13 protein-coding genes and 1 pseudogene are annotated in these 21,663 nt (G+C 42.8%); 10 read left to right on the forward strand and 4 right to left on the reverse strand.

Features of this window, described 5'->3' with window-relative positions; translation table 11 throughout:
- The first annotated feature begins 679 nt into the window (after positions 1 to 679).
- From glf to galE, 3 genes are all read left to right on the forward strand, one after another.
- On the forward strand, positions 680 to 3,160 hold the full coding sequence (glf, locus tag F8R90_RS12440; RefSeq protein WP_196510994.1) for a UDP-galactopyranose mutase: 2,481 nt from the start codon (positions 680 to 682) through the stop codon (positions 3,158 to 3,160).
- A gap of 424 nt (positions 3,161 to 3,584) precedes the next feature.
- Positions 3,585 to 5,783, forward strand: a complete 2,199-nt coding sequence (locus tag F8R90_RS12445) for a family 1 glycosylhydrolase (RefSeq protein ID WP_196510995.1) — start codon at positions 3,585 to 3,587, stop codon at positions 5,781 to 5,783.
- A 148-nt stretch (positions 5,784 to 5,931) separates the two neighbouring features.
- Positions 5,932 to 6,918 carry a UDP-glucose 4-epimerase GalE gene (gene galE, locus F8R90_RS12450; protein WP_196511008.1) on the forward strand — a complete coding sequence of 329 codons (987 nt, stop codon included), beginning with the start codon at positions 5,932 to 5,934 and terminating at the stop codon, positions 6,916 to 6,918.
- A gap of 266 nt (positions 6,919 to 7,184) precedes the next feature.
- Here galE and F8R90_RS12455 read toward each other — a convergent pair.
- A pseudogene (locus F8R90_RS12455) lies at positions 7,185 to 8,496 on the reverse strand (chloride channel protein).
- Between the two features lie 378 nt (positions 8,497 to 8,874).
- Between F8R90_RS12455 and hflX the strand changes: the two are divergent.
- The 3 genes from hflX to F8R90_RS12470 all read left to right on the forward strand — a co-directional run bounded on the left by hflX (position 8,875) and on the right by F8R90_RS12470 (position 12,906).
- Positions 8,875 to 10,563, forward strand: a complete 1,689-nt coding sequence (gene hflX, locus F8R90_RS12460; RefSeq protein WP_196510996.1) for a GTPase HflX — start codon at positions 8,875 to 8,877, stop codon at positions 10,561 to 10,563.
- A gap of 14 nt (positions 10,564 to 10,577) precedes the next feature.
- Entirely contained in the window at positions 10,578 to 11,450 is an 873-nt protein-coding gene (locus tag F8R90_RS12465; RefSeq protein WP_196510997.1) for an isoaspartyl peptidase/L-asparaginase family protein, read from the forward strand.
- A gap of 160 nt (positions 11,451 to 11,610) precedes the next feature.
- A complete protein-coding gene (locus tag F8R90_RS12470; RefSeq protein WP_196510998.1) occupies positions 11,611 to 12,906 on the forward strand; it encodes a carbamoylphosphate synthase large subunit in 1,296 nt (431 codons plus the stop codon).
- A 342-nt stretch (positions 12,907 to 13,248) separates the two neighbouring features.
- On the opposite strand, the gene F8R90_RS12475 is transcribed toward F8R90_RS12470, so the two are convergent.
- Positions 13,249 to 14,334, reverse strand: coding sequence for a glycosyltransferase family 4 protein (locus F8R90_RS12475; protein ID WP_196510999.1), 1,086 nt, complete (start codon positions 14,332 to 14,334; stop codon positions 13,249 to 13,251).
- Positions 14,335 to 15,026: 692 nt separating this feature from the next.
- On the opposite strand from F8R90_RS12475, the gene F8R90_RS12480 reads away from it, so the two are divergent.
- The 4 genes from F8R90_RS12480 to F8R90_RS12495 all read left to right on the forward strand — a co-directional run bounded on the left by F8R90_RS12480 (position 15,027) and on the right by F8R90_RS12495 (position 19,737).
- Positions 15,027 to 15,830, forward strand: coding sequence for an ABC transporter permease (locus tag F8R90_RS12480; protein WP_196511000.1), 804 nt, complete (start codon positions 15,027 to 15,029; stop codon positions 15,828 to 15,830).
- 302 nt (positions 15,831 to 16,132) lie between these two features.
- Positions 16,133 to 17,971: a bifunctional serine/threonine-protein kinase/formylglycine-generating enzyme family protein gene (locus F8R90_RS12485; RefSeq protein WP_196511001.1), complete on the forward strand. Its 1,839-nt coding sequence runs from the start codon at positions 16,133 to 16,135 to the stop codon at positions 17,969 to 17,971.
- A gap of 27 nt (positions 17,972 to 17,998) precedes the next feature.
- Positions 17,999 to 18,460: a hypothetical protein gene (locus F8R90_RS12490; protein WP_196511002.1), complete on the forward strand. Its 462-nt coding sequence runs from the start codon at positions 17,999 to 18,001 to the stop codon at positions 18,458 to 18,460.
- Between the two features lie 602 nt (positions 18,461 to 19,062).
- Positions 19,063 to 19,737: a hypothetical protein gene (locus F8R90_RS12495; RefSeq protein WP_196511003.1), complete on the forward strand. Its 675-nt coding sequence runs from the start codon at positions 19,063 to 19,065 to the stop codon at positions 19,735 to 19,737.
- Here the strand turns inward: F8R90_RS12495 and F8R90_RS12500 are convergent.
- Positions 19,724 to 21,265, reverse strand: coding sequence for a phytoene desaturase family protein (locus tag F8R90_RS12500; protein WP_196511004.1), 1,542 nt, complete (start codon positions 21,263 to 21,265; stop codon positions 19,724 to 19,726). The two genes, F8R90_RS12495 and F8R90_RS12500, sit on opposite strands and share 14 nt — an antisense overlap.
- Before the next feature lie 113 nt (positions 21,266 to 21,378).
- A partial coding sequence (locus F8R90_RS12505) for a zinc ribbon domain-containing protein (RefSeq protein WP_196511005.1) occupies positions 21,379 to 21,663 on the reverse strand: 285 nt, incomplete at its 5' end.

Genomic DNA, 21,663 nt, shown 5'->3' on the forward strand with positions numbered 1-21,663 from the left:
CCAATTCACGAAAACCCTGATTAATAAGCTTGCAGCGATCGCCCTGTAGCTGAGACAGTCGCGCCAGCGCTGCTTGAAATTTTGGTGCAGGAGCGGTGGGAGGAGTTATATCATGTCCGGTAAAAGACTTATCATTAAGACCGCAGGGGGCAGGGAGCAGGGGGCAGGGGGAAAGAGAGTTTTAAGATTTTTGCATAGATGCCCTGAATAATAACTAATTAAGCGGACATGATATTACACCCAATCGTGAACCATATTGATTAGGGAATAAATCTAGTTAAAGCCTTGACTCAAGTGCTTTGATTTCAGAATTATATTGATAATTTTTTGGCTAGATATCATCAGATATTTATAAACAGTAACTATAAAAAACCTGTAGTAAATACTTTAAAAAATTCAGTTCTTTATTATACATTTTTATAATTATATTAAAAACAATTTATCAATGTAACGTAAAAATCAACCTTTTTGCGTATATCTAATTATAGATTGAGCTAAATTTGGCATTTAATCCAGTGTTATTAACCTTACTATTTTAATACTTAAGAATAGTGCAGTAATTTTTGATAACTATATTTAGATAGATGAATATTGAATTAAAAAAAGCAAATATTATTATTAATTACTAAGAGAAAGATAACTTGTTAGTCTCACATTCTGCAAGTTGAGTTAATTATCTATGTCAAGCAATAAAGTGCAAGTACAAAACAACGGTGTCAATCATATTGTGTCACCAACGCTAAATGAAGCAAAATCATCAGAGGCAGCTAAATCGCAATCGTTAACTACATCATCAGTCAATTTATCCTCATTCAACAAAAACTCTCGGACAAAAAAAGCTTTTACCGATACACCCGACATAGTTTGCTTATCTCATTTGCGTTGGAATTTTGTCTATCAAAGACCGCAACATCTTCTCAGCCGTTGTGCTGAAAAAAAGCGAGTGTTCTTTATTGAAGAGCCAATTTTTAGCCCGGAACCATTGGGGCGATTGGACGTTAGTGAAGACAAAAGTGGAGTGGTAGTTGTTGTTCCATATTTACCAGAAGGTCTAAGTGAAGAAGCCGTAAACGCAGATATAAAAGTGCTGCTCAATAGTTTATTTGCAGAACATAACATCTGCAAGTACATTTGTTGGTATTACACACCAATGGCGATCGCATGGGCAAGCCACTTAGAACCTGAAGCTGTTATCTACGATTGCATGGACGAATTGTCTGCTTTTAAAGGAGCATCACCTACTTTAAAGAACTACGAAGCAGAACTATTTCGTCGGGCAAACCTAGTATTTACAGGAGGGCAAAGCCTTTACGAAAGCAAGGTAAATCAGCACCCAAACGTCTATGCATTTCCTAGTAGCGTAGATGTAGCTCACTTTGGACAAGGAAGAACCCTTAAGGAAGAACCAGCAGATCAAGCAAATATTCCTCATCCCCGCCTTGGCTTCTTTGGTGTAATTGATGAGCGGATGGATATTGAATTACTCGCTGGGATTGCCGAGGCTCGTCCTGATTGGCATTTAGTGATAATTGGGCCAGTTGTGAAAATTGACCCAGCAACTTTGCCACAGCATGAAAATATTCATTATCTCGGTGGTAAAGACTATAAAGACTTACCTGCATATCTGGCGGGTTGGGACTTAGCAATGTTGCCTTTTGCGCGAAACGAGTCAACACGTTTTATTAGCCCGACTAAGACACCAGAGTATTTAGCCGCAGGTAAACCTGTAGTCTCAACCTCGATTCGAGATGTGGTGCGCCCTTATGGAGACTTGAAGCTGGTACGAATTGCAGACACGGCTGAAGAGTTCGTCGCCGCCGTAGAACAGGCATTGCAAGAAGATACCCCAGCATCAGGATGGTTGAGTCGGGTAGATGCTTTCTTAGAGCAGATTTCTTGGGATCGGACTTGGGGATCGATGATGCAGTTGATAGATTCTGCGTTGGCGCAGCCGCTCTTTAAGAGCTTCGCAACCACACCAGATACCACAACTAATGGTAAAAATGGGAAATCTCCTATCTCAACAGATATCCCAGAAGCACCAAGCATCATTACCAGAGATTTTATATTTGATTACTTAGTTGTTGGTGCAGGTTTCTCTGGTAGCGTTATCGCTGAACGCTTGGCGAGACATTCGGGTAAAAAAGTATTAGTTGTAGACAAGCGCAACCACATCGGCGGCAATGCTTACGACCATTACGACGACCACGGTATTCTTGTACATAAATACGGCCCCCATATTTTTCACACCAACTCCCGCGAAGTATTTGACTACCTCTCACAGTTCACTCCCTGGCGTTCTTACGAGCATCACGTTCTAGCCAGCGTAGATGGGCAACTCGTTCCTATTCCCATTAACCTTGATACCATCAACAAACTCTATGGAATGAACCTCAATTCATTCCAGGCGGAAGAGTTTTTTGAGTCGGTTGCAGAACCTAGAGAACACATCCGTACCTCTGAAGATGTAGTAATTAGTAAAGTTGGTCAGGTACTTTACGAAAAGTTCTTCAAAAACTACACTCGCAAACAATGGGGACTCGATCCTTCAGAACTGGACAAAACAGTAATTGCCCGAATTCCCACCCGTACCAACCGCGACAGCCGATATTTCACAGATAGTTATCAGGCAATGCCACTGCACGGCTTTACCCGGATGTTTGAGAATATGCTAAATCACCCAAACATCAAGGTAATGCTCAACACTGATTACCGCGAAATCGAGAAGGCCATACCTTGCCGCGAGATGGTTTACACTGGCCCAGTGGATGAGTTTTTTGATTGTCGTTACGGCAAACTACCCTATCGTTCACTAGATTTCAAGCATGAGACGCATCACACCCCTGTGTTTCAGTCAGCGCCAGTGATTAACTATCCCAACGAACAACTGTATACTCGGATTACCGAATTTAAGTACCTGACTGGACAGGAACACTCTAAAACTAGTATTGTTTACGAGTTTCCCAAGGCAGAGGGCGACCCTTATTATCCCGTACCGCGTCCTGAAAATCAGGAAATTTACAAACAATACAGAGCTTTGGCTGAGTCAACATCAGGTGTACATTTTGTGGGGCGGCTAGCTACATACAAGTATCTCAACATGGATCATTGTGTGGCACAGGCTTTGGCAACATACAAACAAATAGCGGTTAAGGCTTAAGTTTGTTGATGTTGATCATGGGCAGTACCTGCCCAGCCGACAATTTTTTAAAGACGCGATTAATCGCATCTGTACAGAAGTCAGTTTGGGAATTCTATCTGTCTGGCAGATGAATAAGTGGATTTAAAATCCTCACTAAATCATAGATTTGGTGGTTAATAGGAAAGCGTCGGGTCTTCCTTCTTCCACTAATTGATTCTGAGTACTGTATTCTTCTTTGTGCATTTTTTGTTATATGGCGGTTCCCATTCAGATGCGGTACATTTCACGAGGTGTAGGGGCACGGCAGTGCCGTGCCCCTACGGGTGTACCTCACGTAAACGAGAACCGCTATATCTGCGCTAACAGAACGCGGAAATTCAAAGGAATAAAAGCTTTAGTTGTGTAAATTATGTCTTTTGTCTTTAACTCAAGTAAAGACGCAATGAATAACGTCTTGAGAGAGAATAATTCACAACTCCCCTTGGAAGTGTGGGCTGGTGTAGAGTGTACAGTTAATCGCGTGGGTGAAGAGTATTTTGACCAGTTGGAACGCAACGGTCATGCAACCCGCCTGGATGACTTAGATTTGTTTGCAGAACTAGGGATAAAAGCTATCCGCTACCCTGTGCTGTGGGAGAGGATAGCACCTGATGGGTTAGAAAATGCTGATTGGTCATGGGCAGATGAGCGACTGGGGCGCTTGCGCGAACTCGGCATTCGTCCGATTGTGGGATTAGTGCATCATGGCAGTGGCCCACGCGATACAAGTTTGGTAGACCCAGAATTTCCAGAAAAACTAGCGGTGTTTGCCCGTGCGGTAGCCGAACGCTATCCTTGGATAACCTATTACACTCCCATAAATGAACCACTGACAACGGCGCGATTCAGTGGAATGTACGGTCATTGGTATCCTCACGGACGGGATGATTTAACTTTCGCCCGTGCTTTGTTGGGAGAGTGTCGAGCGATCGCGCTTTCGATGCAAGCAATCCGGGAAGTCACTCCCAGCGCCCAACTAGTGCAAACCGAGGATTTGGGTAAGACTTACAGCACACCTAAACTAGAATATCAAGCAGAATTTGAGAACGAGCGCCGTTGGTTGAGCTTTGATTTATTGTGCGGTCGAATCAACCGAACTCATCCCATGTGGCGTTACTTGTGCGACTGTGGTATCAGTGAGGTTGAACTTGAGGGATTTTTGCAAAATACCTGTCCCCCTAACATCATCGGCATTAACCATTATTTAACCAGCGAACGCTTTTTGGATGAACACACAGAAAACTATCCAGCTTGGACGCATGGTGGTAATGGACGAGATAAGTATGCGGATGTAGAGGCGGTGAGAGTTTGTGCTGAGGGTTTGGCAGGCCCGCATACATTGCTACTAGAGGCATGGGAACGCTATCACCTGCCCCTTGCTGTCACCGAAGCTCATATCAGCTGCACCCGTGAGGAGCAGCTACGCTGGTTTTATGAGGTATGGAATGCGGCGCAAGAATTACAAGCTGAGGGTGTGGATATCCGCGCTGTCACTGCTTGGGCACTCCTTGGCAGCTACGATTGGAATAGTTTAGTCACAAAAGCTCACGGCTACTACGAGCCAGGGGTATTTGATTTGCGTTCGCCACATCCTCGACCAACAGCGATCGCTAAAATGGTGCAAAATCTAGCAAATGGGCATCAACTAAATCACCCGCTACTTGAGTCCCCAGGCTGGTGGCATCGCCAAGAGCGCCTGTTATACCCGGCACTAAGTTGCACTGGGGAAATAGGGAGAGCCAGGAAAATTCAAGCAACATCCCCATCAGATCCTTTGGCGATCGTTGGTGCCAGAGGAACTCTCGGAAAAGCTTTTGCTCGGTTGTGCGAAGTGCGCGGAATTTCATATCACCTGCTAACACGTCAAGAGATGGATATTACCGATCCTGACTCCGTGGATGCGGTGCTTGCGCAGTTGAAACCGTGGGCGGTTGTGAATGCTGCCGGATATGTGCGGGTGGACGATGCTGAACGTGAACCCCATGTTTGCCTGCAAGTCAACGCCGAAGGCCCAGCGATTCTAGCTGCTGCTTGCGCTCAACATAACGTACCGTTATTAACTTTCTCGTCAGATTTGGTATTTGACGGTGCTGTGTCTAATCCTTATGTCGAAACTGATACTGTTGCCCCCCTTAATGTATATGGATGCAGCAAAGTTTTGGCAGAAAAGCTGGTATTGCAGGCTTATCCCGCATCGCTGGTGATTCGCACTAGTGCATTTTTTGGCCCGTGGGATGATTACAACTTTGTCACGATCGCTCTGCGTCAGCTTAGTGCTGGTAATAGTTTCGTTGCCGCTGAGGATGGAATTGTTTCACCTACCTATGTACCAGATTTGGTTCATGCTAGCCTAGATTTATTAATTGATGGGGAGTGTGGGCTGTGGCATTTGGCGAATAAGAGTGCGATCGCCTGGGCTGATTTAGCACGGTTAGCGGCTAAACAAGCTGGAGTTAGTGTCAGCAATCTCATTTGTTTGCCTACAGAACAACTTGGTTTCACTGCTCTCCGCCCAACTTACAGCGTTCTTGGTAGCAGCCGAGGTGAATTAATGCCGTCCCTTGACAGTGCAATTTCTCGCTACTTGGAAGAAAGAATTTAGTAGCTTATGTCATTAATGGTTTGTAGTGAGGACTTTAGTGCTTCTTTGAAAACTAAAGTCCTCACTACAACCATCTATGTCTCGCAAAAAATCCAATGAAGCACTGGTAAATAGTAACTTAATCTCTCTTTACCCCCAATCCCCAATTATGTCAACCATTTTAGTAACAGGAGGAGCCGGATATATTGGCTCCCATGCAGTATTAGCTTTAAAAAATGCAGGTTATGAAGTAATTGTTCTCGATAACCTGTCGAACGGGCACCGTGAACTTGTAGAAGAAGTTTTACAGGTAAAGTTGATCGTTGGCGACATGAGCGATCGCGCCCTGCTTGATAACATCTTCTCAACTCACAATATAGCGGCAGTAATGCATTTTGCTGCTTATATTGCTGTGGGTGAATCTGTCACCGACCCAGCTAAATATTACCAAAATAATGTTGCAGGCACTCTCACACTTTTAGAGGCAATGCTTGCTGCGTCAGTGAACAAATTTATCTTTTCTTCTACCTGCGCTCTTTATGGTGTACCAAAGTTTGTTCCCCTTACCGAAGAACATCCGCAAGATCCCATTAGTCCCTACGCTACTAGCAAGTGGATGGTAGAAAGAATTTTATCTGATTTTGATACAGCCTATAATTTAAAGTCTGTACGTTTCCGTTACTTTAACGCTGCCGGTGCTGACCCCGATGGATTTCTAGGTGAAGACCATGAACCTGAAACTCACCTCATACCATTGGTACTACTAGCTGCTTTGGGTAAACGCAAATCTATTTTTATTTTCGGCACTGATTACCCTACCCCAGATGGTACTTGCATCCGGGATTATATTCATGTGACTGATTTGGCGCAAGCTCATATTTTGGGTTTGGAATATCTGCTTAAAGATGGAGAAAGCGAAGTCTTTAATCTGGGAAATGGCAGTGGTTTTTCCGTCAGAGAAGTGATAGAAACTACTAAGAAAGTAACAGGCAAAGAAATCAAAATTGAAGAACGCGATCGCAGACCAGGTGACCCCCCTATTTTAGTTGGCAGTAGCGACAAAGCAACTAAAGTTTTGGGTTGGCATCCCCAGTATCCAAAGGTGAACGAAATCCTCACCCATGCTTGGCAATGGCATCAGCGACGACATAGATAGAGACACTGAAGGGCATGGCAATGCCTTACAGCGCTTGCATAATGCCCTCTCTTTTTGTTAGCAGAATAAAATTCAGCTTTATTTTAAAAGAGTTTTTGCTTTGGGACTGGCTGGGTTAGCTGTCCGATCAGGGGCACACAGCACCATAGTTAGGGACTTCCAAATAAAAAAATATACCATCGCTATAGGGGCAGGGAGCAGGGAGCAGGGAGAGGGATAGTCGTAGTGAAGTCCAGAAATTGGATAATTTAATTTCTGGAAGTCCCTTAACTACCCTTTAATTCAGTAGCTTCTCTCTGTAACTTCAATTGAGATGCAATCAGGGGAACTTTGGGCGCGAGAAAAAATCCAATTAAACTAGCAAAAAGGATTGGTGTAAAAGGACTTAAGTTAGCCAGTTTTGACAGTAGCAAAGTCGTACTGATAGGTGTGCGCGTTACGGCTGCATTGACAGCCGCCATTGTACAAATCATCGCCAGGGCAGGATTAAGCCCCGGAATTAAGACTGCTACTGCTTTACCAATACAAGCACCAGTGAAAAACAGGGGGATAATGAATCCACCCCGCCACCCACCAGTTACCGTAAGACTAATGGCAGCCATTTTACCAAAAGCAAGAGTTAAGAGAAAAACAGCACCAAAGCTAGTAGTGAGAACTGACTCTAATTCTTCATGTCCAAAATAATGGGTTAGGGGTAATAAAACTGCTAAAGTACCAAGCCCAAATCCTGCTAATGTTGTACGTACATAAATGGGGCCGGAAATTCGAGCAAACAAGTAATCACAGCCCCGAAAAATGCCCATAAAAATCCATCCCGCCACCGCCCCAATGATTCCGAATATGATAGCGATCGCAAAATCATCAATCTTGTCTAGGTGGTACTGAGGAAAATGCCAAGTGGGTGCAATTCCCAAATGTGTAATTGCTGCAAATACCAGATAACTAGCGCAACTTGAAACAATGGCTGGCATCAAGGCTTGGTAGTATTCCACAATATGCTCATGGTGTAAAATCTCCAGGGCGAACATTGCACCGCCAAGAGGTGCGCCAAACAAGGCAGTGAAGCCAGCCGCCATCGCCGCTAAACTGATAGTTCTGAGGTCTTCACCTTGGAGGTTTAGGCGATCGGCAACCCAAGTACCAAAAGAACCTGTTACTTGTACTAGCGGTGCTTCTGGGCCAGCACTACCGCCTGCCGATATGCTGATTAGAGAAGCAAGAATCATTGAGGGATTTTTGCGAGCATCTAAGCGTCCGCCGCGAAAATGGATATTATCAACAATCACGGCAATTTCACCGGGATTTCCCAGGAAATGAATCACCAGCCCGATAACTAAACCCGCTAGTGGCATCACTATCAGGAGGCTAAAACCTTCAAATCGTTGCAGATGGTGAGTTAAAAGTTCTAAAACATTCCAGTACAACGCAGCAAATAGACCACCAGCAGTGCCCACAGCTACCCAGAGGATTACCCACTGCGAAATCAATCATCAAGGGATTACGTTTTACCTGTCCAAAAAGTTGAGCAAATGTCCAGCGTTGAGTTTGATTGGTAGCGGTAGGCTTTTTTGGTAACACTGCTTATTTCCTATTTGTGAAACGAAGAATATGGAATATTACGTTTTTTATCGTAAAGGCTATTTAGTTCACTGAATCATCTTTGCTCTATAAAGCAATACAGTTCAGTTAAGCAATTTTTATTTTTTCCTTCTCTCTGCGTTCTCTGCGCCTCTGCGGTAGCCTATGGCTTGCCGCTTTGTGCCACACGGTGGAACTTACACGTTTACAGTTTCATGGTTGATACTTCATGGGACTATAAATAATTTTATAAAAGCTTCCTTTTGAGGGAATGATCTAGCTAAGTTGCTTATTTCTCTTGGGAGATTAAATCACAATTAAAAAAGACCAAAATAACAATATACATAGCTGAAAACTAAACTGTAAATTGTTAGTTTTATGCAAAAGATTTATGGCAATGTTCAGGGCATCAGAGCTAGTCAGGTCAAGCAACTGCAACAGCTTTATGAGCAAAATCAGCCAGCAGATAGATTAATTACGCCAGAATTTGCCCACGCCTTAGCTGCAATCAGTCAACAAATTCATCACCCGATTTGTTGTTATATCAATCGGCGTGGGCAAGTCATCCGAATTGCTGTAGGAACACCAAATCAAACTCAAATTCTGCCTGAAGAATTACCCCGTCGCAGTGCAGAACGCTTGAGCGGAATTCGTTGTGTTGCTACTCAATTTAAATCAGCAGCCCCTGATGAAACAGCGTTGATTGCAATGATCCGTCAGCGTTTAGATGCTCTTGTAGTGTTAACCGTTATTGATAGCCAAGTAAAAGAGGCTTTCCTAACTTACCTTTTCCCTGATCCAGAAAGTCCTTGGGTAATTTCACCTCCTTTAAGTTTGGATGACCTAACCGAACAAGAATTTGATGTCTTAGTTCAAGAATGGGAGACAGAAATTACAGAAGCAGGGCATGGAATATTCCTATCTCAAGAGATTGTCTCTGACCAAGACAGGGTGCTGCTGGTAGGAGTGCAGACAGAAGATGTTTCTGTCCAACGATTTGAAGATGGACTTGCAGAACTAGTGCGTTTGGTTGAAAGTGCTGGAGGTATTGTACTCGATACAATGCGGCAAAAGCGCGAGCGTCCCCATCCCCAAACAGTGGTCGGTAAGGGAAAAATTGAAGAAATCACCCTTTTGGCTCAAAAACTAAGAGCTAATCTCATCGTTTTTGACCGAGATATTTCTGCATCTCAAGCCCGCAACTTAGAACAAGAGATTGGCATCCGAGTTGTAGACCGCACAGAAGTAATTCTAGATATTTTCGCTCAACGCGCTCGCACTCAAGAAGGTAAATTACAAGTAGAACTGGCGCAACTCGAATATATGTTACCTCGGCTGCGCGGTCGTGGTCAGGAAATGTCTCGATTAGGTGCGGGGATTGGTACGCGAGGCCCTGGTGAAACAAAACTGGAGACGGAACGGCGAACAATTCAGCGGCGAATTGGTCAACTACAGGAAGAAGTAAACCAATTACAAGCACATCGCGCCCGCATTAGACAACAACGACAACAGCAAGAAATTCCGGTTCTGGCATTAGTTGGCTATACCAATGCTGGTAAATCTACTTTATTAAATGTGTTAACTAATGCAGAAGTTTACACCGCAGACCAACTATTTGCTACCCTCGACCCAACAACCCGCAAGGTAGTAATTACAGAACCAGAAACACAACAACGCAGGTCGATTCTGCTCACAGATACTGTAGGGTTTATTCACGAACTCCCGCCACCACTGGTGGATGCGTTTCGCGCCACATTGGAGGAAGTAGTTGAGGCTGATGCCATGATTCATGTTGTGGATTTGTCCCATCCAGCTTGGGAAAGTCATATTGCAAGTGTGCTGGAAATACTCCAAGAAATGCCTGAGATTCCAGAAAAAAGTTTGATTGCTTTTAACAAGGTTGACCAAGTAGATAGCGAAACCTTGGCTAGAGTTCAACAAGATTATCCCGAAGCTGTGTTTATATCAGCAACCCAGCGCTTGGGTTTAGAGACTTTAAAAATGCGATCGCTGCAACTAATTGATGAACCAATGAAGGCGATCGCAGTCCCACAAAATTCATACTAACTAGAAGGAATTATATGATACCGACTATCATTGTTCACGGTGGAGCAAAAACCATCACAGACGACAAAGTTGCAGCCAACAATGCAGGCTGTACAGCAGCAGCAGAAGCTGGTTGGGCAGTGCTAATCAGTGGAGGTACAGCCGCAGAAGCTGTGGAAGCAGCTACCCGTGTTTTGGAAGCTGACCCGACATTTAACGCTGGTCTTGGTGCAACTCTCAACAGCGACGGAGAAGTGGAGTTAGATGCGGCGATTATGGAAGGCTCATTAAGTTGGGGAGCGATCGCAGCAGTTCAGGGCATACGTCATCCAATCTCAGTTGCACGAAAAATTATGGATGAAAAACCCAGGCTGCTAGTAGCACGGGGTGCAGAACGCTTCGCCATAGATTGTGGTGCCGAAATGTGTAAAAAAGAAGACTTAATAGCTGAGGAGCAATGGCAGCAGTGGAAGGAAGATCAGGAAGTTATTGATCGCCCCAACACCATAGGTTGTGTAGCTTTGGACTCTAGCGGCATTTTAGCTGCTGGCACTTCAACTGGCGGCACTACAAAGCAGCAACAAGGTCGCGTCGGTGACACTGCGATCGTTGGCAGTGGCTTGTACGCTGATAATAAATTCGGCGGTTGCTCAACAACAGGTGATGGCGAGTCGATTATTCCCGTGGTTTTGGCTAAAACTGCGATCGATTTCTTAACTGGAGATAGACACCCAGACGAAGCTGCACAGATGGCAATTGACGCTTTGGCTTCTAAGGTTAAAGGTGAAGCTGGGTGCATCCTTATAGATCGTCAAGGACGGGTTGGCTGGGCATATAACTCATCACACATGGCTTGTGCTTATATGACCGCAGGACAAGACAAGGTGGCTGCTTTTACCAAGAAATAACTCATACCAATTCGTAATTAATGGAGACAAATTACATCTGAGTTTTCAAGCTTAAATAAATAGCTTTGTTTTTTTAAGTTGGTGTTACTTGGAAATCCAGGATACTTGTTTTCTATAAACAACCGCATCCATAAAGGGATGCGGTTTCTCGGAGGAGTAGATGAATTCAAAATACGACTTTCATTATTTTCAAGGGAGTACTCTTTCTGATCTTTTTGCTCAAGACATTACAGATACATCTTATGGGTTTATTTTAAATTACCCTGCAACTGCCAGTTGGGCTGCTTATCCCAATCGTAAAAAATATTTTATTCAAGATGGCAGTAGTGAAGCCACCAAAACCTCCTTTGATAAGATTTGTCAGAAGGAACCTTGGAAAAATCTGGCTGTATTAGGCGATCGCATTTCAGGAATTGTGATTATTCCGCCCCCAAAGTCGCTGCTTGACTACTGGCAAGAGCATTTCGGATTTAAGCACTCCAATATTGAGATGATGGATTGCTCAACTTATTTGGATGACCTCAGCCACAGCGATGGCTGCCCTAACGCCTTTAGCGATCGCTTTGACAAACTCATCACTCTATTTCCCTTTGATCATCTAAAACCTGAAAAACACGCTGTTGCTCCCGATACTCATTACCGCTTACTCAGCAAAGTAACCCTAGCCGAACTAGGGGTGCAATGTCCGAAATACAAGAGCTACAATCTGCACCAAACCAATCTCGAAGACATTCAGTTACCAGAATTCCCCTATTTAATTAAAACCTCGCACGGACTCTCAGGAGAAGGTACTTATATCATCAAAAGCCTCAGCGATCTCAACTACTGCCTTGAAGAAATCAAGAAATATCTTGATATTAAGTTGCTCGATACGATTATTGTCTCGGAGTTCGTCAAGAATGAAGTACAGAATTACTGCGTGCAGTTCTATGTAAACAAGGCTGGAGAGATAACCCTCATCGGTACTACTGGCCAACTCGTAACTCCAGAAGGCAACTATTTAGGCGGACTAATTGACTACCGCAACACTGACATGAGCAAGTTCTTTGAGATGATTGCCAACCTTGGTCAGTATGCTCACAAACAAGGTTATTTCGGCGTGATTGGCTTTGATGTACTGGAAGACCAAGACGGACAATTTTATGCGATCGATGCTAATTTCCGAGTCAATGGATCGACTCCGTTGTGCTTGCAGCGTAATACCCTATTAGGACTAGGAAAAGGAGTAGCTAAATATTCCAGCGACTACCGCATGGAAGGAACGCTAGATTCAATTTTAGTGACCTTAAAACCAGAACTAGATTGCAAGGACTTGATCATCCTGTCAGCTTTAGAGAAAGCCAAATACGGAAAAATCTCCACTGAAATTTATGCGATCGTTACTGGAGAAACCATCCAGGAAATGCAGCATATTGAGCAGAAATTACAGAATAAGGGATTACAATGGCTCCCTTAAACAGCACTACTGTTGATCTTTGGCGTTAACAAGTCTTATTTATCGTAAAAGCTGCTGTTCTTTGCTGAAGTTATAAATTGATTAACTTCGTTTTATAAAATTGAGGAAAAAATACGTGAGGTACACCCGTAGGGGCGCAAGGACTTGCGCCCCTAAGATGGGATATTTTTTTAACTGGAAGTCCCTAAGGAATTTATAGGAAATCCAGATCGCAAGCAATCTCTCAAATCTCTGCCTAAACTGGTTTTGACGTTAAGTTGATACCAATGACAGATGTTGCGTCCCTATGATGGTTTGTATTCTACTTAGTTAAAAACATGTAAGATTACACAAATGCGATATTTAAATGTGATCGCTAGCTAAACTAATCAAACTGCGTAAACGCCCATTCTGAGAAAATCGCTTTGCTAGGATTTGTTGATAAACCGACTCATAGCCATCAGTCATGTGCTCAATGCTAAAAAGATTTTCGACATGCTGGCGACAGGCATAGCGGTCTAACTCTACTACCCGATCAACGGCACTGATGCACTCTTGAATATCATTGCAGAGGAAACCTGTTTTGCCGTGGGAAATTACCTCTTCAGTAGACCCCAATTTCATCGCAATCACGGGCGTACCCGAAGCCATTGACTCTACCATCACCAACCCAAAGGGTTCTCGCCAAGTGATGGGGAACAGAGTTGCTACTGCACCTCCCATCAGAGCATTTTTTTGAGCATGGTTGGCTTCACCTAGATACTCAATTTGCTTCCCATCAATCAGTGGTTTGATTTCTTTCTCAAAGTATTCCACATCAACGACATCAACCTTACCTGCCATTTTCAAGTGCCAACCAGTAAGTTTTGCAATTTCTATTGCTAAGTGCGCTCCCTTCTCAGGAGATATCCGACCCAAAAATGCTAGGTAGGGCGGATCTTCTGGTTGAGAGTGAAACTGATAACTGCTGATATCAATTCCGTTGTAGACCGTTGCTATACAGTTCAACCCTAGCCTTGGTTCTCGTTGTGCATCGGAAATACTGACGTAGGGTTCTTTTTTCCCAAAACTAAACATCTTTTCGTTGTCAGGGGTAAAAATACCGTGCAATGTGTGAACCGTAGGGGTTGTGACGAGATTTGCGTAGGCCAGTGCCCCATACCCTACATGGGAGTGAATAATATCAAATTCTTCTGCACGTTCATACACCGAAGCCAGATTCAGCATTTCGTAAATACTGTAATCTTTGATTGTGCGATCGAGTCTGAGGGCACGGGGATGAACTGACGTTAGTTTTGCCAGACTGATAGAATCTCCCGATGCAAATAAAGTTACTTCGTGTCCGCGTCGGACTAACTCATCGGTCAGTAACCCCACTACTAGCTCTATGCCACCATAAGCTGGCGGCGGAACTCTTTCCCATAATGGAGCTACTTGAGCTATTCGCATCACAAACCTCCTAAAAAATGAAAGTTGAATTAGAAGTTTTTTCTTTCTTTTGTTGTAGTGCTTGTAATTGATACACTTGGCATCAGAAAGTAACTTCAGATACTAAATTTATTAACAATTTCTTTCAAATCTTATGCTGGTTCTTTTATATTTATTGTCTATCCTAGTACGGAAATTACCCACTCCTAAAGAGGTAAATTCATTCTGAATTATTAATTTTTGGTAATCTGGTGCAATTTTAAATATAGTTTTTTTCTAGAAACACTAATTGCCTAAAATCGCTCAAAACTAAGTTAAATAGTCATAAGAAGCTAAAAACCTCTACTATTGCCTGCAAATTATTTGAATTTATAATGTTATTTAAAGAAGAAACTGTCTAGTCAGTTTTTGGGCGGCTTTCCGTACTTAGAGGATAACCAGTAGCGGACTAAAAGACAGATTCTTGTACAGTACTTAGTTTGAAATTAGAAGTGCCAAAGCTTGATTAGGAATTCTATCCAAATTTTTACTCATATCATCCTTAGCCACCTTAAAAGGGAATAAGGAGATTACCAGAATTAAAATCTCTCTATTCACTCTAGACAATTGGTTTACCCAGCAGTTACGGAAAAAGGAGAGAAGATAGTTAAATTATTGACTTATTACATAAGATATGATATTTTATTTTGCTAACCAACAAAACAAATATAAACGTGAATATCTCTCCATCTCTAAAAAAACCGCGTGTCTCATGGCAGGCGGTTTTCTCACTGCTGATATTTGTGTTCATGTACCTGCCCATACTGGTACTTGGCTTTTATAGCTTCAATCAGTCGCCCTACAGCGCAACTTGGCAAGGATTCACTCTCGATTGGTATCGCAAGTTGTTCAGTGACGATCGCATCTTATCAGCTTTGCAAAACAGTATGATAGTTGCTGGTTGTGCAGTGGGAATTTCAGCAGTGCTGGGAACCTTGATGGCGGTTGGGTTGGCGCGTTACGAATTTCCTGGTAAGAAATTGTATCGGGGTGTTGCTTACCTACCATTGATTATTCCCGATATTGCGATCGCAGTGGCTACCCTAGTATGTCTAGCGGCGTTTGCCATACCTTTGAGTTTGTGGACGATAGTTGCAGCCCATGTGGTGTTTTGTCTGGCCTACGTTGGACTTGTGGTCGCTTCACGACTGACTAATTTAGATCCTCACTTAGAAGAAGCAGCACTAGATTTAGGCGCTACACCAACGCAAGCTTTCATCAAAGTATTACTACCTCAATTGATTCCTGGGATTGTAGCTGGTTGTCTCTTAGCCTTTGTCCTCAGCTTAGATGACTTTCTCATTGCCAGTTTTACCGCTGGTAGCGGTTCGAACACCCTACCAATGGAAATTTTTAGCCGGATTAGAACAGGAGTCAAGCCTGATATTAACGCGCTGAGTGTGATGTTGATTTCAGTATCTGCGATCGCTGCTATTGTAGCTGAATTAATTCGCGCTTCTGGAGAGAATAAAAACTGAAAATAAAACTCGCAATTGGCAATCAAAATTAGAGATAAGTTAGTTCTCCATGAACTTTTCCGAGTGGGAAACAAAAGCTATATTAAAAGAGACGTTGCAATGTAATGTCTCTTCACCTGTTGTACTCATGTATTCATATTTACTAATAATTATAAACGTCCCAATATAAACAAACATATAGCCTCCGTTTATAAGGAAGTTTAAGCACATGAATAAACTTCCGTGTTCGCTTCTCTACATAACTGTTTTCAATTAGATAATATTGGGGCTAACTTTGGAGAAGATGCTATTTTCCTCTCATTATGCAAATCTGCCAAAATCCCAATTGCTCAAATCCATTCAACTCTGATAGCAATAGATTTTGCGTGAGTTGCGGACAAAGCAACTTTGGCAAACTTCTAAGAAGCCGTTACCGTGTATTGAGACTTCTAGGTGAAGGTGGATTTAGCAGAACCTATGCTACAGAAGATGTAGACAGACTAAATGCGCCTTGCGTCATCAAGCAATTTTTCCCACAATTTCAGGGAACAGGACAACGCACCAAAGCAGCAGAATTTTTCAAAGAAGAGGCTTTTCGGTTGTATGAACTGGGAGAAAATCATACCCAAATTCCCAGATTACTTGCTTACTTTGAACAAGGTGCTAGCTTATATCTCGTACAAGAATTTATTCAAGGAAAAACCCTCTTACAAGAAGTTCAGCAACAAATCTATGGTGAAGCACAAATTTGGGAACTTTTAGCTGATTTATTGCCAGTTCTGCAATTCATTCATACCCATAATGTCATTCATCGGGATATCAAACCAGAAAATATTATCCGCCGTGCAAGTGATAAAAAACCTGTATTAATTGACTTTGGCGGTGCTAAACAGGTAACACAAACTAGTTTAGGAAGACAAGCTACGGTAATTTATACCCTTGGTTATGCCCCAACTGAACAAATGGCTGGATTTGCTTGTCACGGTAGTGATTTGTATGCTTTGGGTGTAACTTGCGTGCGTCTTTTAACTCGATGTTTGCCTTTGCAGGATGCTTCTGGACAAGTTAATGACCCTATTTATGATGCAATGAATGCTCAGTGGTTGTGGCGTGAACGGTTACAAGAAAAAGGTATTACTATCAGCGACGACTTAGGAAAAATTTTAGATAAATTATTAAAACATCTACCTAGCGAGAGATATCAAACAGCAGTAGAAGTTATCAATGATTTGAAATTTGCAACATCGAATATTGAACCTGTTGCTCTAAAAATTGTTTCGATGTCTCAACCCATATTACCGCCGCTACCACAAAAAGTAATCGTACCATTACCACCCTTAGAAACCTTTGAATTTGATGTAGTAACAGTAGACACAGGTGGTAGAGAAGTAAATCGCATGAGTTGCAATGCAAACTTCTTTGCCGAAGAATTAGGTAAGTCTGTCACATTAGAAATGGTATCGATTCCTGGTGGTACTTATATGATGGGTTCACCGGAGTTTGAAGGAGATGCTGACGAACGTCCTCGACATCAAGTTACCGTTGAACCATTTTTTATGGGGAAATTTCCCGTAACTCAAGCACAGTGGAGAGTAGTAGCAGCTTTACCCAAAGTCAAACAAGCTTTAAATCCTAATCCATCGAAATTCAAAGGTTTAGATAGACCAGTAGAAAATGTATCTTGGTATGAGGCTGTAGAATTCTGTCTCAGACTATCAGCAAAAACTGGACGCGACTATCGTTTACCGAGTGAGGCTGAATGGGAATATGCTTGTCGGGCTGGAACTACAACATCCTTCCACTTTGGCGAAAGCATTACCTCTGAGTTAGTCAGCTGCACTATCGAACCAAAAAGCAAATTCCGTAAAGAAACAACCAACGTCGGTAGTTTTGAAGTCGCCAACGCCTTTGGATTGTACGATATGCACGGGCTAGTTTGGGAATGGTGCGCTGATTCGTGGCATAACAATTACAGTGATGCACCCTCAGATGGAACAGCTTGGGAAGTTGGCGGTGATATTAATCGCCGGGTACTACGCGGTGGTTCTTGGAGTTTCAATGCAGAACTTTGTCGCAGCGCTAGCCGTAGCTGGAATGAGTCAGACGGTGGACTAAGGGTTTGTGGCTTTAGAGTAGTATTTTCCGTAGAGGAGATTATTTAGCAATTTAATTTAGAGGCTGTATAAATTATGAAAGACAGAATTGAGAAAGGTGACATAGTACTTATAAATAAAAGTGGAAAATATCATAATCAAGTGGGTGAAGTTAGTGAAGTTGATTACAATATTTTCTTCGTCAAAATAGTGATAGTAAAGTTAGATAATCAAGAAGAGACCTTTGAAGAAAAAGATTTACAATTACAAACTAAAAAGCCGAGCCTGAAAGAAGTAATTGCATCAGTAGATAAAATTCTAGAACAAGTTGAGCAGATTCCCAACTTGCCAGCAAAAGAGCAAGTAGAGTTACCCAACCGTCTAAAATACCTGAAATTAGATATTCCTAAACTAGATAAACAGGTGATTCAAAAAAACTTCGACAGCATAGATAAAATACTAGCAGTAACAAGAGAAGCAGACTCATCAGCAAGCTTTTGGCAGGAAATAGATCCTAATTTGCAGAAAATAAGCTGGTGGATTAGAACAAGCCTGTAAACCAAGAAGTAAACCGGCGAGAATAAATCAAACTATAGCTCTCTGGTTTCCAAACTCTGGCTGCCGCCTCAAGACTTGCGGCAGCAGCCTGATGAAGTGCATTTCCAGTCAGAGGCTGGAAACGAGGTTTTAACCTAAGTTGACACCAATTAGCATTGCTGTACCCCTAGCAAAGTATTTGTATCATTAATAAAGTGAAATGATATAAAAAGTACTTCAATTCTTCACCTAAACTTATTAATAATTAAAGGAAAAACTCATACTTGTCCACATAATAATTCTTAGTTGAAGGCTAAGTAATTAGAAATGGACATAATTAAACATAACTATATTTTTATTATTTTTTAGCCTTAATACCTTATACCTCATACTTTACGCCCTGTACTTAGCAGTTATATTTATTTGCACCCTTTACTTAGCCTTGCCTTTCTAACTGTATGATTCAAATTTTGATATTAACTTGACGATTACTTCATCTTAACTTTAAAAAATTACTTTTTTCTCTCTTTAGGCTGTTTATTTAACGGCAATCACTAAGTTTTTAGATTAGTAAACGACGTGTTATTAGATAAAATAATCTACAAAGATCATCAGAAGTATATATGCGTTTTTCTCAGTTTGCAGGGATTCTTGGTTGTACAACAGCAGCTTTTATATCAATTGCACCCATACAGGTAGAAGCTGCAACTTTTAAAGTGATATCTGGAGTCACCAGCATTGATCGTGACCACGAGGATATTCTTAGAAATATCGGGCTAAGATTGACAGGCAGTAATAATACAGTCGCACCAATTCCTAGCAATTATTTAGTTGGCTTTAACATCGACTCAGCCACCAGTTTCATGTTCAGTGATGAAGGCAGTTTTACTCCGCTCTCAGGTACACTTGAGCATACTGGTAGTGTTACCTTCAACGATCAAATTACTGTTGGTGAGTTTTCAATTGCTTTTGCTCCGGGACGTACTACCAAAGATGCCAGCGGATTTGTTTTAAGAGACACAATTTCTTTAAATACAATTTTGTTTGATTTGAGTATTCCAGAACCTATAGCATTTGATGGCGAAAATTTAACCATCCCTGATGTTAAATTGTTAATTTCTCCAGAGTTTGCTGCTATCCTGCAAAACTCTAACTTAGCTGGTTTGTTTGCTGGAACTGCCCGAATTGATGCTCAAGTTGCTGCCGTACCTGAACCTGACAGTGTACTAGCAACTTTGGCAGCAGGTGCGGCTCTCTTGGCAACTAGGTTTTTAACTCAAAAAACTAAATGCACCTGATATCTTGAAGCATAGCTAAATGCTTCTTAACAGGTGCAAGGGTATTAGCAGCAATCAGCCCACTGGCGGCGACTGCTGGTAAACCAATGCCAGGAAATGTCGAGTCTCCACAGCACATCAGTCCTGGTAGAGGTGTGCTGGGGCCAGGAAACATACTAGAGCCAGCCTGAATTGCTGGGCCGTAAGAACCTTGGTGACGACGGAGAAAACGCTCGTGGGTTAGAGGTGTACCAACAAGTGTAATTTCGCAACGAGAGCGAATATCTGGAATTATCCGTTGTAGCGCTTGCCACATTACTTCTGCACGCGATCGCTTTTGTTCGGCATATTCTTGACTCCTTCTATCCATTCCCTGCCAGATAGCATATGGCTCATTACCAGGAGTATAAACATGAATCACGTGTTTACCCGGTGGTGCTAGGGATGGATCGAGAATTGAAGGGATTGATATTACCACAACATTCTGAGGTGCTGTTATGCCCAATTCCCAGTTATTAACCACAATGTAATGACACCGCAAATTTGACTGTAATCCTTGAGCATCAATGCCTAGATGTAGATGCATAAAGCTATCACATTCAGGTGTCGCCTGTCGTTTAGCGCGGTACTGTTTAGGTATTGCCTTTTCTGGTAGTAACTTCAGTGTGTCCCAAACCGATGCATTAGAAATTACTGCCCGCCGCGCCCGAATTTCTTGGCGATCGCGCAGACGCACACCTACCGCTTGATTACCTTCTACAAGCACTTGCTCCACGTGAGCGCCCAGCATCAGCTTCCCACCGTGACGCTCCAATCCTTGTACAAGGGTGTCAACTAAAGCACCACTACCGCCAATCGGATATTCCAGTATTGCGTCTGGCCGATACCAGTCCGCAAACATAAATCCTACCTCTGCGGCACTAGTGCCATCTGCTGGCAATCCAGAAAGCAGAAAACAAAGCAAATTCAGCCAGTTTCGGGTAAACGGGTCTTTAACAACGCCATCCATAATCCGGCTGAAGGGGCCCGTCAGCTTGATTATATTCGCAAAATGTTTTGTCAGAGATGGGACAAATGGGCCTACAGTTCTAGCTGCACCAAGATCAAAACGTAATGCCGCTGGTGGTATGGAAGTTGCTGCACTAGCGAATGGTTCCATAACGCGCTGGAGTTCCTGCCATTCGGCTACAGCATCATGTCCCCGGAATTTCATCAGCACTTCACAAAATTGCTCCGCACCAACCGAGGTGTCAAAATCACCTTCAGGTACACAACAACCCCAGGTATCGTAGGTTACGCATGGTAATTCTGAACCAATTGCATCTAACACTTGCCGCAGAGGGTTGGCAGAGGGGCTGTAAGACAGTCCAGAGTAGAGGGACGGGCCCGAGTCAAATTTGAACCCATTGCGCTCAAAAGCATGGGCAGCACCTCCAGCAATGGAGTGGCTTTCGCAGACTATCACATCAAAGCCATACCGTGCCAAAAGAGCAGCACAACTCAAACCGCCAATACCGCTACCAATGACAACTACATCTGTAATTTGCATATATGTTTGCAACCATGAATTAAAACAGTCGGGGAAACTTGGATAATATCATTCGCTCCACCATTCATAAACTGCTCTAATTGGTTAATATCCTCATTGACATCCTCCCGCCGCTAATCAGGAGTACCTGATATAGCGGGGGATTCCAAAGATCGCTCTTTGGACTTCCTCTTTCCGCGACCCGACTTACTTGGAGGAGTTTCCTCACCCACGCAGAGGTCGATGTCTCCAGAGGCGATTAACGTTCCTGTGTGCCCCACAGTACGGAGTCCAATTTCAAGAATATTCAGCGCTGCATTATGGTCACGGTCTAAGGCTGTTCCGCAATGGGGGCAGCAATGAGTCCTGGTACTCAAAGTTTTTTTGACAACCTCACCACAGTTAGAGCAATTCTGACT

Origin of the sequence: Nostoc sp. NZL, from assembly GCF_015714705.1 — a bacterium.
In the GTDB taxonomy this organism is placed as follows: domain Bacteria; phylum Cyanobacteriota; class Cyanobacteriia; order Cyanobacteriales; family Nostocaceae; genus Nostoc; species Nostoc foliaceum_A.